This is a genomic window from Serratia sp. NPDC078593 (genome assembly GCF_050268245.1).
Classification (GTDB): Bacteria; Pseudomonadota; Gammaproteobacteria; order Enterobacterales; family Enterobacteriaceae; genus JBNNGK01.
Map to the genome: position 1 here is coordinate 57859 of NZ_JBNNGK010000005.1, position 17199 is coordinate 75057.

General features: G+C 51.8%; 13 protein-coding genes and 1 other RNA gene. 8 read left to right on the forward strand and 6 right to left on the reverse strand.

Annotation, left to right across the window (positions count from 1 at the left end; genetic code table 11):
- The 3 genes from ACQKDS_RS07580 to ppsR form a co-directional block, all read right to left on the reverse strand.
- Positions 1-486: a glutathione peroxidase gene (locus ACQKDS_RS07580; RefSeq protein WP_399668545.1), complete on the reverse strand. Its 486-nt coding sequence runs from the start codon at positions 484-486 to the stop codon at positions 1-3.
- Between the two features lie 92 nt (positions 487-578).
- The gene (locus ACQKDS_RS07585; protein WP_399668542.1) at positions 579-1625 is read right to left on the reverse strand and encodes a 3-deoxy-7-phosphoheptulonate synthase; all 1047 of its coding nucleotides are present in this window, start codon (positions 1623-1625) and stop codon (positions 579-581) included.
- A 179-nt stretch (positions 1626-1804) separates the two neighbouring features.
- Complete coding sequence (gene ppsR, locus ACQKDS_RS07590) at positions 1805-2626, reverse strand: posphoenolpyruvate synthetase regulatory kinase/phosphorylase PpsR (RefSeq protein WP_399668539.1); 822 nt, start codon at positions 2624-2626, stop codon at positions 1805-1807.
- A gap of 553 nt (positions 2627-3179) precedes the next feature.
- Here ppsR and ppsA point away from each other — a divergent pair.
- On the forward strand, positions 3180-5558 hold the full coding sequence (ppsA, locus tag ACQKDS_RS07595) for a phosphoenolpyruvate synthase (protein WP_399668536.1): 2379 nt from the start codon (positions 3180-3182) through the stop codon (positions 5556-5558).
- A 108-nt stretch (positions 5559-5666) separates the two neighbouring features.
- On the opposite strand, the gene rprA is transcribed toward ppsA, so the two are convergent.
- An RNA gene (gene rprA / locus ACQKDS_RS07600) (antisense sRNA RprA) lies at positions 5667-5774 on the reverse strand.
- Between the two features lie 236 nt (positions 5775-6010).
- Positions 6011-7111: an AI-2E family transporter YdiK gene (ydiK, locus tag ACQKDS_RS07605; RefSeq protein WP_399668533.1), complete on the reverse strand. Its 1101-nt coding sequence runs from the start codon at positions 7109-7111 to the stop codon at positions 6011-6013.
- A gap of 272 nt (positions 7112-7383) precedes the next feature.
- Between ydiK and ydiJ the strand changes: the two genes are divergently transcribed.
- Together ydiJ and ACQKDS_RS07615 are read left to right on the forward strand one after the other, a co-directional pair.
- Positions 7384-10440, forward strand: coding sequence for a D-2-hydroxyglutarate dehydrogenase YdiJ (gene ydiJ / locus ACQKDS_RS07610; RefSeq protein ID WP_399668530.1), 3057 nt, complete (start codon positions 7384-7386; stop codon positions 10438-10440).
- The gene (locus tag ACQKDS_RS07615) at positions 10437-10853 is read left to right on the forward strand and encodes a hotdog fold thioesterase (RefSeq protein WP_399668527.1); all 417 of its coding nucleotides are present in this window, start codon (positions 10437-10439) and stop codon (positions 10851-10853) included. The genes ydiJ and ACQKDS_RS07615 overlap by 4 nt, the downstream gene beginning before the upstream one ends.
- Positions 10854-10888: 35 nt before the next feature.
- On the opposite strand, the gene ACQKDS_RS07620 is transcribed toward ACQKDS_RS07615, so the two are convergent.
- Positions 10889-11293 carry a hypothetical protein gene (locus tag ACQKDS_RS07620; RefSeq protein WP_399668524.1) on the reverse strand — a complete coding sequence of 135 codons (405 nt, stop codon included), beginning with the start codon at positions 11291-11293 and terminating at the stop codon, positions 10889-10891.
- 750 nt (positions 11294-12043) lie between these two features.
- Between ACQKDS_RS07620 and sufA the strand changes: the two genes are divergently transcribed.
- The 5 genes from sufA to sufS are packed head-to-tail and all read left to right on the forward strand — an operon-like array spanning position 12044 to position 17189.
- Positions 12044-12415: a Fe-S cluster assembly scaffold SufA gene (sufA, locus tag ACQKDS_RS07625; protein ID WP_399668521.1), complete on the forward strand. Its 372-nt coding sequence runs from the start codon at positions 12044-12046 to the stop codon at positions 12413-12415.
- Between the two features lie 14 nt (positions 12416-12429).
- Positions 12430-13929, forward strand: a complete 1500-nt coding sequence (gene sufB, locus ACQKDS_RS07630) for a Fe-S cluster assembly protein SufB (RefSeq protein ID WP_399668518.1) — start codon at positions 12430-12432, stop codon at positions 13927-13929.
- 35 nt (positions 13930-13964) lie between these two features.
- Positions 13965-14708, forward strand: a complete 744-nt coding sequence (gene sufC / locus ACQKDS_RS07635; protein ID WP_399668516.1) for a Fe-S cluster assembly ATPase SufC — start codon at positions 13965-13967, stop codon at positions 14706-14708.
- Complete coding sequence (gene sufD / locus ACQKDS_RS07640; RefSeq protein ID WP_399668513.1) at positions 14686-15972, forward strand: Fe-S cluster assembly protein SufD; 1287 nt, start codon at positions 14686-14688, stop codon at positions 15970-15972. The genes sufC and sufD overlap by 23 nt, the downstream gene beginning before the upstream one ends.
- Positions 15969-17189: a cysteine desulfurase SufS gene (sufS, locus tag ACQKDS_RS07645; protein ID WP_399668510.1), complete on the forward strand. Its 1221-nt coding sequence runs from the start codon at positions 15969-15971 to the stop codon at positions 17187-17189. Before sufD ends, sufS begins: the two co-directional genes overlap by 4 nt.
- The last annotated feature ends 10 nt before the right edge of the window (positions 17190-17199 follow it).

Genomic DNA, 17199 nt, shown 5'->3' on the forward strand with positions numbered 1-17199 from the left:
TTATTTCAGTAGGGTTTCAATGTGGTCGAACAACCGTACTGGTTTGGTGATGGGGGCGTAACGGGTCACACGTTCTCCATCGGCCGTGAGTAGAAATTTGGTGAAGTTCCATTTGATGCGCTGAATGCCTAAGAACCCCGGCGCACGACGTTTCAGTTCGCTAAACAGCGGGTGGGTGCCAGGCCCATTAACCTCAATCTTGCTGAACAGCGGGAAACTGACACCATAGTTCATAGTGCAAAAATTGGCGATTTCCAGCGCGTTACCCGGTTCTTGCGCGCCGAATTGATTACAGGGAAACCCCATTACCACTAAACCGCGATCGCGATAGTATTGCCACAGGTTTTCCAGCCCGTGATATTGCGGTGTAAAGCCGCATTTGCTGGCCGTATTGACGATCAGATAGGCGCGTGCGGGGAAGTCGCCGAGGGTTTTTTCTTCGCCCTGCAATGTGTTACAGGGAATGGATAACAGTGAACGCGGCATGCAAAAACTCCAAATCCTGTTGGGCGGGTTGCTACCCATATAGGTGAGCGCAAAAAGGCTGAAAACCGGGACCTCATCGCCCCGGTTGCGGTTTAGAAACGGGTGTCTACTGCATCCGCCAACATGGCGAGCAGTTGTTCACTGTCAGACCAGCTCAGGCAGGGATCGGTGATTGATTGGCCGTAGGCCAGCGGTTGTCCGGCGACAATTTTTTGTGTGCCTTCAACCAGGAAGCTTTCTGCCATCACGCCAGCCACCGCCGCAGAACCGGCACGGATCTGCTGGCAAACGTTCTCAGCGACGTCCAACTGGCGACGATGTAACTTTTGGCAGTTGCCATGGCTAAAATCAATCACTAGATGTTCTGGCAGATCAAACTCGCGCAGGCTATCGCAGGCGGCGACCACATCGGTCGCATGATAATTAGGGGTTTTGCCGCCGCGCATGATGATATGACCATACGGATTACCGCTGGTTTGGTAAATGGTCATCTGCCCGTTTTTATCCGGCGAGAGGAACATATGACCGGCGCGCGCGGCGCGAATGGCATCGATGGCGATGCGGGTATTGCCGTCGGTACCGTTTTTGAAGCCGACCGGGCAGGAGAGTGCAGACGCCATTTCACGGTGTATCTGGCTCTCTGTGGTGCGTGCGCCAATCGCGCCCCAACTGATCAAGTCGGCAATATATTGGCCGATCACCATATCGAGGAACTCGGTGGCGGTAGGGAGGCCGAGCAGGTTGACATCAAGCAGCAGTTTACGTGCTAGCTCGATACCACGGTTTACCTGATAGCTGCCATCGAGATCGGGATCGGAAATCAGGCCTTTCCAACCCACGACGGTACGCGGCTTTTCGAAATAGGTCCGCATGACGATTTCCAGCCGATCCTGGTAGCGTTCGCGCAAGGTATTCAACCGGGTTGCGTAATCCATCGCCGCATCCAGGTCATGAATTGAGCAAGGGCCGATCACCACCAGCAGGCGTTTATCATCACCGGATAATATCCGTTCAATTCGTTTTCGTGACGCTGTCACGTTTTCTGCCACTGCTGGTGAGATCGGTAGTTTGTCCGCCAGCGTCTGCGGCGTAACCAGACTGTCGATGCGCGCGGTCCGCAGTTCATCTGTTTTGTGCATGATTGTCTCTAAAACGGTTTCTTCTCTGCGGCAGGAGTGCCGGGAAGTGATGTCGATCACAATAACGGAAAAGTGGCTGATTTCAAGCGCACAATGTGCAATCTAGTGAGCCACTGCGACAAAAAATAATAAAATCGCCCAATACAGGCTTTTCAGTAGCCGGCGATGGCTAAAAACAGTCAAAACATTCGGCGACTCATGCCGAGGATATCCAGAATTTTGGTCGAAATTTCTTCGACAGAATAATTCGTGGTATTCAAGTAGCGGATCTGGTTTTTGCGAAACAGCGCTTCGACCTCAGCGATTTCCATTCGGCATTGCCGCAGTGAGGCGTAGCGGCTGTTTTCACGCCGTTCCTCACGGATTGCGGCTAATCGCTCAGGGTTAATGGTCAGGCCGAACAGTTTATGTTGGAACGGCTTCAGCGCTGCAGGTAGGTGCAAGTTGTCCATATCGTCGGCGATAAACGGATAGTTAGCGGCACGGATGCCGAATTGCATGGCTAAATAGAGGCTGGTGGGGGTTTTACCACAGCGTGATACGCCGAGGAGGATCACCTGCGCCTGATCGAGATTACGCATCGAAATACCGTCATCATGCGCCAATGTGTAGTCAATGGCGGCTATACGCGCATCATATTTGCCCAGATTACTTTCGGTCAGGCCGTGGGTACGATTAGGCACCGGTGTGGGGTCAACGTTAAGTTCACCTTGTAATGGGCCCACTAGCGCTTGCACGATATCTTGGCAAAATCCTTCACTTTGTGTGATCACATTGCGGACTTCTGGCGAAATAATCGAATAAAACACCAAGGGTCTTACGCCGGTTTGTTGATAGATTTGATTGATTTGTACGCTGACGGCTCTGGCTCGCGCTTCGGTTTCGACAAAAGGTAGCGTAAAGGTGGTGGCTTTTACCGGGAACTGTGACAGTACCGCATGGCCCAACACTTCTGCGGTTATCGCTGTGCCATCCGAAATATAAAAAACGCTTCTTTCCACCCATGACTCCTTAATTTCACCAGCGTGCGTTTGTACCGGCGATATGCGGTATTCGTTTAAACATAATGGGCTGGAGTGGCTCTGACGGTAAAGTGGAGAGTAAAAAAATTGTGACATCGGGGTAATCACTATGAGCTGGGGTTAATTCATCGGCTAAACCCATACTATAAATAAGGTGTTTATACCCTTCATACTTCACGTTGCTTGGGTGTTGGCTGCCTTCTTTCACCCAGGTCACATAGTTGGCTATGCTCCCAGGGACTCATTCAGTTGCCGCCTACAAGCAACGCGAATTATCTTGGGTATGTAGCTGCGTTTTAGATTAGACGTAATATATTGAATTTATAATGTTTAGTGTTACTGGAGGCGGTTTTCAACAAAATCATCTGTTTAGGTAATTCTCTTAAAATCCATTTTCTTCATCGGGTTGATCGATTCACCTTTCCATTTCCTATGAATGATTGTGCTAGTCTGATTCGGCATTGAATAAGCGTGATTAACGCAAAAAATTAAATCCGTCTATACCCTACTGATAGCAATAAGGATTGTCTCGATGTCCAATAATGGCCCAGACTTGCGTAATGTGCTGTGGTACAACCAGCTTGGCATGCACGATGTTGACCGTGTCGGTGGCAAAAATGCGTCGCTCGGCGAAATGATCACCAATCTTTCCGATCTGGGCGTGGCCGTACCAAATGGTTTTGCCACTACCGCTCAGGCGTTTAACGATTTCCTCGAACAAAGCGGTGTTAACCAACGCATTTATCAGTTACTGGATCACACTGACGTTGACGATGTGGCTCAACTGGCCAAGGCCGGTGCGCTGATTCGCCAATGGGTGATTGATACGCCATTCCATCCTGAATTCGAACGTGAAATCACCTTAGCTTACCAACAGCTTGCCGAGGGTGAACCTGAGGCCTCGTTTGCCGTGCGCTCTTCAGCGACGGCGGAAGACATGCCGGATGCGTCGTTCGCGGGTCAACAGGAAACCTTCCTCAACGTGCAAGGTATCGATGCGGTAATGGTCGCAATCAAGCACGTGTTTGCTTCGCTGTTTAACGATCGTGCGATTTCCTATCGCGTGCATCAGGGCTACGATCATCGGGGCGTGGCGCTGTCTGCCGGTGTTCAGCGCATGGTGCGCTCTGACTTGGCCGCTTCCGGCGTGATGTTCACCATTGATACTGAATCAGGCTTTGATCAAGTGGTCTTTATCACCTCGGCATACGGTTTGGGCGAAATGGTGGTGCAGGGGGCGGTGAATCCGGACGAATTTTATGTGCATAAGCCGACGTTATTGAACGGTAAGCCAGCGATCGTACGTCGCAATCTCGGCTCAAAAAAGCTCCGCATGGTCTACGCCCCGTCGCAAGACCACGGCAAGCAGGTACGCATTGAGGATGTGCCAGCAGAGACACGCAATCGTTTCTCTTTGAGCGATGATGAAGTACAAGCCTTGGCACATCAGGCGATCCTGATCGAAAAACACTACGGTCGCCCAATGGATATCGAGTGGGCAAAAGACGGCCATACCGGTAAGTTGCTGATCGTGCAGGCACGTCCGGAAACCGTGCGTTCCAATGGGCAGGTCATGGAGCGTTATCAACTCAATGGCAGCAGTGATGTGTTAGTGGAAGGGCGCGCCATTGGTCATCGTATTGGTGCCGGTCCGGTGAAAGTGATCCATGACATCAGCGAAATGGATCGCATCCAGCCGGGGGACGTATTGGTCACCGACATGACGGATCCCGATTGGGAACCGATCATGAAAAAAGCGGCAGCGATTGTCACTAACCGTGGTGGCCGTACCTGCCATGCGGCGATTATTGCCCGTGAGTTGGGGATCCCGGCGGTGGTGGGCTGCGGTCACGCTACCGATGTGCTGAAGGATGGGCAGAAAGTGACCATCTCCTGTGCCGAAGGTGATACCGGCTATGTCTACCAGGATGTGCTGGATTTCAGCGTGCAGAGTTCTGAGGTCCACGAACTGCCAGAATTGCCGCTGAAGATTATGATGAATGTCGGCAACCCCGATCGCGCGTTTGATTTTGCCTGTCTGCCCAATGAAGGCGTCGGGCTGGCGCGTCTGGAATTTATTATCAACCGCATGATTGGCGTGCACCCGAGGGCGCTGCTGGAATTTGACCAGCAAACCGCGGAATTGCAAAACGAGATCAAAGCGTTGATGCAAGGCTACGATCACCCGGTGGAGTTTTACGTCGGTCGTCTGACGGAAGGTATCGCCACGCTCGGCGCGGCATTTTGGCCGAAGCGCGTCATCGTGCGTCTGTCAGACTTCAAATCTAACGAATACGCCAATCTGGTCGGCGGTGATAAGTATGAACCGCATGAAGAGAACCCGATGTTGGGGTTCCGCGGTGCGGGGCGTTACATTGCCGACAGCTTCCGGGATTGCTTCGCGCTGGAGTGTGATGCGGTGAAGCGTGTGCGCAATGAGATGGGGCTGACCAACGTCGAAATCATGGTGCCCTTTGTGCGTACCGTTGCACAGGCAGAGGCAGTGGTTGCCGAACTGGCACGGCAAGGGCTCAAGCGTGGCGAAAACGGTCTGAAAGTGATCATGATGTGTGAAATTCCGTCTAATGCCTTGCTGGCGGATCAGTTCCTCGAATATTTCGACGGTTTCTCGATCGGTTCTAACGACATGACGCAGCTGGCGCTTGGTTTGGATCGCGATTCTGGCGTGGTCTCTGAACTGTTTGATGAGCGGAACGAGGCGGTGAAAGCGCTATTGTCGATGGCGATTCAGGCGGCTAAACGTCACGGTAAATATGTGGGTATCTGCGGCCAAGGCCCGTCAGATCATGAAGACTTTGCCGAATGGTTGATGGAGCAGGGGATCGACAGCCTGTCACTGAATCCTGATACGGTGGTACAAACGTGGATCAGTTTGGCCAAGCAAAAGTAATCGTGTGGCATTAAATTAATCCTGCCGCTAAAAGGCCGCAATGTTACTGCGGCCTTTTATATAAAGAGAGCCGTAATCATCTTCAATCTTGAAATGAGTAAGTAATGGGCAAAAAAAAGCCCATCATAGGAGACGGGCAAAGACTACACACAGCAATACATATGTATGGCATTACATTTTTGGAAAGGTTGTTTCAATAATGCAATTAATAGCAATAAGATTAGGCACTTGGCGCGCCGCAGTCATTAAGATTCCTCCTAATAATTAGGGTAATTAATCACTTAATTATCGTTCAATCAGTCGCGGAGTGCGTAACTTCGGCATATATTTATCTGGCAACTGTATTTTTATTCCAATAATTTATCATTGGACTGGATACGCGTTTTATTAGCTTCGCTAGGCGGTTAATTATGTGCATACGCCTGCCCTATTTGCGGGCAGGCGTGTCACAATTACCGCTCTTCTAAATCGTGAGCGACCTCTTTTAGCGTGAGGGTAGGTTCCGGCGCTTCGTTCATCCAAGCGGTGAGCAAACGGTATGAAACGGCCAAAACCACCGGGCCAATAAACAACCCAATCATGCCGAAGGCCAACAGACCACCAATTACCCCGGAAAGAATCAGGATCATGGGCAAGTCAGCCCCCATGCGAATCAGCACCGGCCGCAGAATATTGTCTAGCGTACCGACAACACAACTCCATACCAGTAGCACAGTGCCCCAGGTGGTATCGCCACTCCAGTAAAGCCAGATAATTGCGGGGATTAATACCGGCAGTGGCCCTAATTGCGCCACACAAAAGATAAACATGAGCACCGCTAACAGGGTTGCGGCTGGAATGCCTGCTAGCGCCAAGCCTAGGGCACCGAGCACCGATTGCACCAGCGCAGTGACTACCACGCCTAACGCTACCGCGCGGATCGCCTGGCCGCCCAGCACCACCGCAGCATCGCCACGTTCGGCACCTAGACGTATTGCAAAGTGCCGAATGCCCATCGCAACCTGTTCGCCTCGCGCGTACAGCAATACGCTGAATAACACCATCAGCGAACAGTGCATCAGAAAGCGTCCAACATGGGCAGCCTGTGCGGCAAACCAGGTTGCTGTTTTACCAAAATAGGGCTGTACTTTGGCGACCAATGTGCCGCCACCGCTGTTAATCAACGTGTGATAACTGTTGTATATATTGTCGCCAATCATCGGGATTGCGTGTAACCAGGCGAGATCGGGAATATGCACTTTGCCTGGTGAACTGGCCCAGGCAACGAGAGGGGCACTGTTATCTACCACGCTGTTAACTAACAGGGCGATGGGTAAGACGAATAGCAGGATCAGAATCAGTGTCATCACCAGTACAGCCAGTGAGCGCCGACCCCATAACAAATTTTGTAATTTGATTAATAGTGGCCAAGTGGCAATAACCACCATGCTGGCCCAGGCGAAGCCGAGTATAAACGGCTGAACCACCCAAAAGCAGGCGACGATCATTATGGCAATGAACATCACGCCAAAAATAAGTCTTGGCAAATCATATCGTGGTTGCGCAGGTGTCATGGAAGGGGTCTCATCCTATTAAATAAAATCCTTTGTTCAGCCTAATCATGATGCATTTTCGCGGGATTTCACAGTGCGGCGCGCAATTTGCTGTGGCAGGGGCGAGCTTTTGAGCGTACTCGCTTGGGGGTGAGGCGGCGAATTCCCGAGTGATTAATTGGTTATCTGGCGCTGAGAAGTATGTTAGTTTTTAACGATAATCAGAAGCAGGGTGGGCCCGGCCTTAGGCTCGGTCAAGCATTCAAATTAGACAGACAGGCTCAAAAAAAGCAATGATCCCACAGATTTCTCAGGCGCCCGGACTCGTTCAACGGGTGCTCGACTTTTTGGACGCGTTAACACAAAACGGATTCAACGGTGATATTGCCACCAGTTATGCCGACCGGTTGACGATGGCGACGGACAATAGCATCTATCAATTATTGCCTGATGCGGTGGTATTTCCGCGTTCCACCGCCGATGTAGCGTTGCTCGCTCGCTTGGCTGGCGAAGCGCGTTTTAATACGCTGACGTTCAGTCCGCGGGGTGGCGGTACGGGCACTAACGGGCAGGCGCTCAATCGTGGCATTGTGGTAGATATGTCACGTCACATGAACCGTATTCTTGATATTAACCTTGAGCAGGGTTGGGTTCGGGTTGAGGCGGGGGTGATCAAAGATCAGCTTAACCAATACCTTAAACCGTTCGGCTATTTCTTTTCCCCTGAATTATCGACCAGTAACCGCGCTACGCTTGGTGGGATGATCAATACCGATGCCTCCGGGCAGGGATCGCTGGTGTATGGCAAAACCTCCGACCACGTTTTAGGATTGCGGGCGGTCTTGCTGGGGGGCGAGATGATTGACACGCGTGCCATGCCTACGCAGCTAGCGGAAACGATTGCTCGTGAAGATACGGCCGAAGGACGCATTTATCAGACCGTATTAAGCCGCTGTTTGGCGCAACGCGATCTGATCTTAGAAAAATTCCCTAAATTAAACCGCTTTCTTACGGGTTACGATTTACGTCATGTGTTCAGTGACGATCTGCAAACCTTCGATCTGACACGTATTTTGACCGGTGCGGAAGGGACATTGGCGTTGATCACCGAAGCGCGGCTGAATATTACGCCGTTACCGAAGGTTCGGCGCTTGGTGAATGTGAAATACGACTCTTTTGATTCGGCGTTACGCAATGCGCCGTTTATGGTGGAAGCCAAGGCGTTGTCGGTGGAAACGATCGATTCCAAAGTGCTTAATTTGGCGCGTGAAGACATCGTCTGGCATTCGGTCAGCGAATTAATCACCAACGTGCCGGATAAAGAGATGTTGGGGTTGAATATCGTCGAATTCGCCGGTGATGATGAACCGCTGATCGAACAGCAATTAACCAGTCTGTGTGAACGGCTGGATGCGCTGATGGCTGAAAAGCAAGCGGGTGTGATTGGCTATCAGGTTTGCGGCGATCTCCTCGGTATCGAACGTATCTATAACATGCGTAAAAAAGCGGTGGGATTGTTGGGGAATGCCAAAGGGCAGGCTAAGCCTATTCCTTTCGCTGAGGATACCTGTGTGCCGCCGCAGCATTTGGCGGACTACATTGCCGAGTTCCGCCAGTTGCTTGACAGCCACAACCTAAGCTATGGCATGTTTGGCCACGTCGATGCGGGCGTACTGCACGTTCGTCCGGCACTCGACATGTGCGATCCACAGCAAGAAATGCTGATGAAGCAGATTTCCGATCGCGTGGTGGCGCTCACGGCTAAATACGGCGGGTTACTGTGGGGCGAACATGGCAAAGGTTTTCGCGCGGAATATAGCCCCGCATTCTTTGGTGAAGCGTTGTTTGACGAGCTCCGGCGCATCAAGGCGGCGTTCGATCCCGATAACCGGCTCAATCCGGGCAAAATTTGCCCGCCAATAGGCCATGATGCACCGATGATGCAGGTGGACGCGGCCAAGCGTGGCACGTTGGATCGGCGTATTCCCATCGATGTTCGCCGTTCATTCCGCGGTGCAATGGACTGTAACGGCAATGGCCTGTGTTTTAACTTTGATGTGCGTAGCCCGATGTGCCCGTCGATGAAGATCACCGGCAGCCGCATTCATTCGCCAAAGGGGCGTGCGGCGCTGGTGCGAGAATGGTTACGCTTACTCAGCGAGCAGGGGGTTGATCCGCTGGTGCTGGAGAAAAAACTGCCTGAGCAGCGGCTCAGTTTCCGCACGTTGATCGAAAAAACCCGGAACAGTTGGTATGCCTCGAAAGGTGAATATGATTTCTCACATGAGGTGAAAGCGGCGATGTCGGGCTGCTTGGCCTGTAAAGCCTGCTCTACCCAATGCCCGATCAAGATTGATGTACCGGGTTTTCGTTCGCGCTTTCTTCAGTTGTATCACACGCGCTATTTGCGCCCTGCGCGGGATTACATGGTGGCGAGCGTTGAAAGTTACACACCGTTGATGGCGAAAGCGCCGACGGTGTTTAACTTCTTCTTCAAGCAGCCGTGGGTGCGTGAGTTAAGCCGCAATACGATTGGGATGGTCGATTTACCCATGCTGTCGAGCCCGACTCTGCGCCAGCAGTTGTCTGGGCATCGGGCTGCCACGCTGACGCTTGAGCAATTGGAAGCGCTAGCGCCTGCCGATCGTGAACGTACGGTGCTCATTGTGCAGGATCCGTTTACCAGCTATTACGATGCCCAAGTGGTGGCGGATTTCGTTAAGCTGGTGGAAAAACTCGGCTATCGCCCGGTGTTATTGCCATTCTCGCCGAACGGTAAGGCGCAGCATGTAAAAGGTTTCCTGACGCGATTTGCAAAAACGGCGCGCAAGACGGCCGACTTCCTCAACCGCGTGGCGAAGTTAGGAATGCCACTGGTCGGGGTCGATCCCGCATTAGTGCTGTGTTATCGCGATGAATACAACGAAATTTTGGGCGAGTCGCGCGGGAACTTTCAGGTGCAATTGGTGCATGAATGGTTACAACCGCAGTTGGCCGAGCGCGATACATTGCCTGCGACGGGCGAAGCCTGGTACTTGTTTGGTCATTGTACAGAAACCACTGCGCTGCCGGCCAGCAACCAACAATGGGCGGCCATTTTCGCCCGTTTTGGCGCTAAACTGGAAACGGTCAGCGTCGGGTGCTGTGGTATGGCGGGCACGTATGGCCACGAAAGCAAAAACCTACAAAATTCTCTCGGTATTTATGCGTTATCATGGCATCAGGCGCTGCAACGGTTGCCGCGGCAACGTTGTCTGGCGACCGGCTACTCCTGCCGCAGCCAGGTGAAACGTGTCGAAGGTAACGGTGTGCGGCATCCATTACAGGCACTGCTGGAGATAATTGCGTGAAGCTGTGGAAACGACAAACGACGCTAGAACAACTTAACCGTTCCGGTGAAGGCTGTATGGTGAGCCATATCGGTATTGAATTTACCCAGTTGGGTGAAGACTACCTGGAAGCCACCATGCCGGTAGACTCTCGTACGACTCAACCATTTGGCCTGTTGCACGGTGGTGCTTCGGTGGTGCTGGCTGAATCGATGGGGTCGATGGCGGGGTACTTGTGTACCGAAGGTGAACAAAAAGTGGTGGGTGTCGAGATCAATGCCAACCATTTGCGTGCGGTATTTGAAGGCCAAGTGCGTGGTGTATGCCGGGCGCTGCATGCAGGGCGTCGCAATCAAGTCTGGCAGATTGAGATTTTTGATGCACGTGACAAGCTATGTTGTATTTCGCGCTTGACCACGGCAGTGATTGAGTAACGCCAGCCCCAGCGGGCGTCATGGCCCGCTGGGGATTACAATTGAAATGGAACGCGCTTAACAAAATCCTGTTGAAAAGCATTGGCTTTTTCCCATATTCCCTCCATTGAATATTTTTGACAAATCAGCGTCAGAGTATGACGGGCGAAATGATAGCTTTGTACCCGAAATAGCTGGCACCGTTGTGGATTATTAATCTCAATAATCAATCGGTTATGCAGCTTGCTCAGCGCATGTAAATAGCTTTCATCATCGCCATTTTCCAGACACAGGTTTGCCATGCTCAGGCTAACGCTGTTATAGCGTTTCAGATGATCGATATTGCATTCCTGCCGTCTCAGCGCGGCTTCTGCCATGAAAAAGTCCACCGTTGCGTCACGAATTGCGAACTTGTACTCATCGATCTTGGCTAACAGCCACGCATTGATTGAAATGCTCATCGTCAATAACCCAAACATTAAATGATAATCATTATCATATTTGCCGATTGGCTCGCGATCAATCACTGTATGGATATTTTTTTCACGCGTAGGGCGAGGTGGTAAACGACTGCGTCGTTAGGGGCGGCGTATAAGGATAAGCATCTGAGATTATTGGCACCGTGATAGTAGCACACGATATTTTCATGTCTGAACGTACCCCGCATTGCCAAGTGAGCGGCATGTTTCCCGTTGCCAGCAGTCGCTCACGGGGGTGAAACCCCGTCGGTTGGCTGGCTGATTCATCCGGTTCAAATTATCGAGCGCTTTTTGGCTTTCCGCACGTCTTATGGCCCTGCATTACGGTGTAACGACTAAACTTTAAGCAATGGTGATGCGCTTTAGCCGTTTGCGTTTAACGGTAACGCCCCTTGAACGCATGTTTCACCCAGACAATATGCAGAAATAGGTATTTTCTATGAATGTTTAAAATGGCGGTATTCTTTGCACTGATAACATTTTCACGCTCATCGATTAGGCGACGGTGAAAATAAATAAATAAATTTTTATCAAAGGGATATGGAGTTGTTCTTGAGGTGTTCAGTGTTTTGCAGCGTGAATATTCTGTGCCATTGCCGCTAGCCCAAGCGGAAAAAAGGGGGCAGAGGACGATACCCTCGTAAAATAAACGGTTGAAGTGATAATCATTATCACTAACATGTGCGCGTAAGCCTGAATTGGCCGGGCGCAGACAAAGGTGAGGTAGGGCAGATGAAAACAGAACATGTCGGTACGTTCTCGCTAGAAGAGCAAGTCTGGCAAGGTATTTCACTCAGCGATAGCGCGGTGCAACAGATCATTAAGCTCATGCAGCAGGATCCGCAGGTTAAAGGCTTGCAGTTGGGGGTTAAGCAGTCTGGCTGCGCCGGCTTTGCCTACGTACTCGATCTGACCCATCAACCCGCCAATGACGATCTGCTGTTCGAACGTGACGGCGCCAAACTCTATGTCCCACTGAAAGCGATGCCGTTTATCGATGGCACCACGGTCGATTTTGTCCGTGAAGGGCTGAATCAGATATTCAAATTTAACAACCCTAAAGCTCAACACGCCTGCGGGTGTGGTGAAAGCTTTGGCGTTTGAGCGATGTAATCAACATGACACGAAGCAACGTAGAAGTTCCTAACGATGTACAGGCTTGGGTCAGTGAGGATCGTTACAAGGAAGGTTTCTTTACCCAGTTGGCCACCGATGAGTTAGCCACCGGCATCAATGAAGAGGTGGTCCGGGCAATCTCAGCCAAGCGCAAAGAGCCGGATTGGATGCTTGAGTTTCGCCTGGAAGCCTACCGTGCGTGGTTAGAAATGGAAGAGCCACATTGGTTAAAGGCGCACTACGACAAGTTGAACTATCAGGATTACAGTTATTATTCGGCTCCTTCCTGTGGCAGTTGCGACGACGCCTGTGGTTCTCAACCGGGTGCAGAACAGCAAGCGGGCGCCACGATAGCGGAAAACAGCTATTTGACCAGTGAAGTCGAGCTGGCTTTCAACCAATTGGGCGTTCCGGTCCGTGAGGGCAGCGAAGTCGCGGTCGATGCCATTTTTGATTCTGTCTCTGTCGCCACCACCTACCGCGAAAAATTAGCCGAAAGCGGGGTGATTTTTTGCTCGTTCAGTGAAGCGATTCAAGACTATCCCGAATTGGTACGCCAGTACCTTGGCCGAGTGGTGCCGTCCAACGATAACTTTTTTGCCGCGCTGAATGCGGCGGTGGCTTCTGACGGGACTTTCGTCTACGTGCCGAAAGGTGTGCGTTGCCCAATGGAATTGTCGACCTATTTCCGTATTAATGCGGCAAAAACGGGTCAATTTGAACGTACCATTTTGATCGCTGATGAAGGCAGCTATGTCAGTTATATCGAAGGATGCTCGGCACCGGTGCGTGACAGCTATCAGTTACATGCGGCGGTGGTGGAAGTCATTTTGCATAAAGATGCCGAAGTGAAATATTCAACGGTACAGAACTGGTTTTCCGGCGGTGAAAGCAAAGGCGGTATTCTCAACTTTGTCACTAAACGCGCACTGTGTGAAGGGGCGAATTCCAAGATGTCGTGGACTCAGTCTGAAACTGGCTCAGCCATCACCTGGAAATACCCCAGTGTGATCTTGCAAGGTGATAACTCGATCGGTGAGTTCTTCTCGGTCGCGCTCACCAGCGGCCATCAGCAGGCTGATACCGGCACCAAAATGATTCATATCGGTAAGAACACCAAATCCACCATCATTGCCAAAGGTATCTCTGCCGGGCACAGCGAAAATACCTATCGCGGACTGGTCAAGATCCTTCCCGGGGCGGAAAACGCACGTAATTTTACCCAGTGCGATTCCATGCTGATTGGCCCGGACAGCGGTGCGCACACCTTTCCCTACATTGAGGCGCGCAATAACAGTGCGCAATTGGAACACGAAGCCACCACGTCGAAAATTGGTGATGACCAATTGTTTTACTGCCTGCAACGAGGCATCAGCGAAGATGACGCTATCTCAATGATCGTCAACGGTTTTTGTAAGGACGTTTTTTCCGAATTGCCGCTCGAGTTCGCGGTAGAGGCGCAAAAACTCCTCGCTATCAGCCTGGAACACAGCGTCGGTTAACGTTTTGGCGTGTAAACGCGACCAGAGGACACAGCATGTTAAGTATCAAAGAGTTAAAAGTCAGCGCGGAAGGCAATGAGATCCTGAAAGGACTGAGTCTCGACATCAAACCGGGAGAGGTTCACGCCATCATGGGGCCGAATGGCTCAGGTAAAAGTACCTTGTCTGCGACCCTGGCTGGACGCGAAGAGTATGAGGTCACTGCCGGTGAGGTGATCTTCAAAGGCAAAAATCTGCTGGAGCTGGATCCACAAGATCGCGCCGGTGAAGGGGTGTTTTTGGCGTTCCAATATCCGGTGGAGATCCCCGGCGTGAGCAATCACTTTTTCCTGCAAACTTCGGTGAATGCCGTACGTAAATACCGTGGTCAGGAACCATTAGACCGCTTCGATTTTGCCGACTTTATCGAAGAAAAAATCGCATTGCTCACTATGCCGGCTGATTTGTTGACGCGTTCGGTTAACGTGGGCTTCTCCGGCGGTGAGAAGAAGCGTAATGACATTTTGCAGATGGCGGCGTTGGAGCCGGATTTGTGCATTCTGGATGAAACCGACTCGGGTTTGGACATTGACGCGCTCAAGACCGTTGCCAATGGTGTTAACTCACTGCGAGATGGCAAGCGCGCCTTTATTATTGTGACCCATTACCAACGTATTCTGGATTACATCAAACCGGACTACGTACATGTCCTTTCTCAGGGGCGCATCGTTAAATCCGGAGATTTTTCGCTGGTTAAGCAGTTGGAGGAGCAGGGCTATGGCTGGCTTTCCGACCAATAATCACTCACCTATGATGCAACAATTTTACCGTTTGTTTGCCGCGCGGGGGGGCGAACACGATGCGCATGCCCTGACGCATTGGCAACAGGCGTTGCGCTTAGGCTGGCCAACGCGTAAGCATGAAAACTGGAAGTACACGCCGCTGGAAGGGTTGCTGGAACAGCAGTTTTTTGTACCGTCACGCATTGACGTTAGCGCCGACCAGTGTAAAGCGCTGGCGTTAGACATCGAGGCTTATCGTGTCGTATTCGTCGATGGTCGTTACCGTGCTGAATTGAGCGATCGCGATCTGGGTGACTATCAGTTGGCGATCGTGGCCGACGGGGCGATGCATCGCTTACCGGAGGCCATTCAGCCTGAGGTTTTCCTGCATTTAACCGAAAGTCTGGCGCAAGAAACCAGCTTAATCTGCTTATCGGCCGATAAAACCAGCTCGCGTCCCTTGTATCTATTACACATCAACAGTGGCCGTGGCGCAGCGGGTGAAGTGAACACGGTGCATCATCGGCACCATTTGAACATCGCGCGCGGTGCGCGGGCAGAGGTGATTGAACATTACGTCAGCTTGGATGACAGTAGGCATTTCACCGGCGCGCGTCTGACCGCCAACGTCAGCGACAACGCCGAGTTACACCACACTAAACTGGCGTTTGAGAGCCCGTCGAGTTATCACTTTGCGCATAACGATTTAGTGCTGGGGCGAGATGCGCGAGTCGAGAGCGATAGCTTCCTGCTCGGCGCCGGGCTGATGCGGCATAACACCAGTGCGCAACTGAATGGTGAGGGCAGCAATCTGGTGATTAACAGCCTGGTGTTGCCGGTAGGCAAAGATGTGTGTGATACCCGCACCTATCTTGAACATAACAAAGGCTATTGCGAAAGCCGGCAACTGCATAAAACGGTGGTCAGCGACCGCGCCAGAGCAGTATTTAACGGCATGATCAAGGTTGCCAAACATGCCATCAAAACGGACGGTCAGATGACCAACCACAATCTGCTGTTGGGTAAGGTAGCGGAGGTGGATACTAAACCGCAGTTAGAAATCTACGCTGATGATGTCAAATGTAGCCATGGTGCCACCGTCGGACGAATCGATCAGGAGCAAATTTTTTATCTGCAGTCACGCGGTATTAGCAAGCACGATGCGCAACAGATGATCATGTTTGCCTTTGCCGCCGAACTCACCGAAGGCATTAAAAACACCGTGGTTCGCGAGCGAGTATTAGCGCGTATCGCACAGCGTCTGCCAAGGGAGGCCGCATGAGTTTTCCGATTGAACGGGTTCGTGCGGATTTTCCGCTGTTGGCGCGTGAAATTAACGGGCAACCGCTGGCTTACCTCGACAGTGCAGCCAGTGCGCAGAAACCCAACGCGGTGATTGATCGTGAGATGGCATTCTATCGTCACGATTACGCGGCGGTACATCGCGGTATCCATGCGCTGAGCAGCGAAGCGACACAGCAAATGGAGGCCGTGCGTGCGCAAGTGGCGCGTTTTCTCAATGCAGCGTCGGCGGAAGAGATCGTCTTTGTTAAAGGCACCACTGAAGGCATCAATCTGGTGGCGAACAGTTATGGCCGCCATCTATTGCAGCCAGGTGACAGTATTATTATCACTGAGATGGAGCACCACGCTAACATTGTGCCATGGCAAATGTTGGCGCAAGCACACGACGTGACGTTACGCGTTTGGCCATTGCAGGCCGACGGTACGCTGGATAAAGCGCAATTGCCGGAGCTGATCGATTCATCGACCAAATTGTTGGCGCTGACGCAGATATCCAATGTGTTAGGCACGGTTAATCCGCTGGGGGAAATTATCGCTCTGGCGCACGCTGCTGGGGTAAAAGTGCTGGTGGATGGTGCACAAGCCGTGATGCATCAGCGCGTGGATGTACAGGCGCTGGACTGCGATTTTTATCTGTTCTCCGCCCATAAGCTGTATGGCCCTTCGGGTATTGGTGTGCTGTATGGCAAGCAGGCATTGTTGCAGCAGATGCCGCCGTGGGAAGGCGGAGGCGCAATGATTCAGCAGGTGAGCTTGTCCAGCGGTACCACTTTTGCTGAACCGCCGTGGCGTTTTGAAGCGGGATCACCCAATACGGCCGGTATTATGGGATTGGGGGCGGCACTGGAGTATGTCTCAGCATTGGGACTTGATCGGATTCACGCTTATGAACAAGCGTTGATGGATTATGCATTAGATGCGTTGCAACAGGTGCCGCAGTTAAAAATTTACGGCCCGGCGGTGCGTTCAGGGGTGATTGCTTTCAATCTTGGCTCACATCACGCCTACGATGTAGGCAGCTTCCTCGACCAGTATGGCATTGCCATTCGCACCGGCCATCATTGTGCTATGCCGTTGATGGCGTTCTATCAGGTGCCCAGCATGTGCCGCGCATCGCTCGCGTTGTACACGACCCGCGAAGAAATCGATCGATTAGTAGCAGGTTTGCAACGGATCCACAAACTGTTGGGCTAAGGCTCGGCAA